At 43.8% G+C, this 537-nt stretch carries 1 protein-coding gene; it reads left to right on the top strand.

Translation table 11 applies throughout. The annotated features are described in order from the left end of the window. On the top strand, positions 1 to 537 hold a 537-nt coding region (locus tag DMB65_RS21870), incomplete at both ends, for a SprB repeat-containing protein (RefSeq protein WP_196239588.1).

Raw genomic sequence — 537 nt, 5'->3', positions numbered from 1 at the left:
TAAGTGCAGGAGCATATACGGTAACGGTAACCGATGCTAACGGATGTACCGCTACTCGAAACTTTACAATTACTCAACCAACGGCTATCAGTACGGCAACTGCGGCGCAAACAAATGTGTCTTGTAACGGTGGATCTAATGGTTCTGCTTCCGTTACCCCTTCGGGTGGTGCTGGTGGATATACCTACTCATGGTCGCCTTCGGGTGGAACAGCTGCTACAGCAACCGGATTAAGTGCAGGAACATATACGGTAACGGTAACCGATGCTAACGCATGTACCGCTACTCGAAACTTTACTATTACACAACCAACAGCAATTAATTTCACAACAACAGTTTTGTCTGGTTATGATTACAATACTGGATATAGTCAAACTATAGTAGCTTCAGGAGGAACAGGATCTAAAACGTATGCCGTTACAGCGGGAAGTTTGCCTTCTGGTTTTTCGCTATCAACAGCTGGACAGATAACAGGTATTTCAACTCAAATTGCTGATAGTAATTTTACGGTTACCGCTACTGATGCTAATAGTTGTA

Source organism: Flavobacterium cheongpyeongense (assembly GCF_003202435.1).
In the GTDB taxonomy this organism is placed as follows: Bacteria; Bacteroidota; Bacteroidia; order Flavobacteriales; family Flavobacteriaceae; genus Flavobacterium; species Flavobacterium cheongpyeongense.
This window is presented reverse-complemented; position numbering and strand designations above follow the sequence as displayed.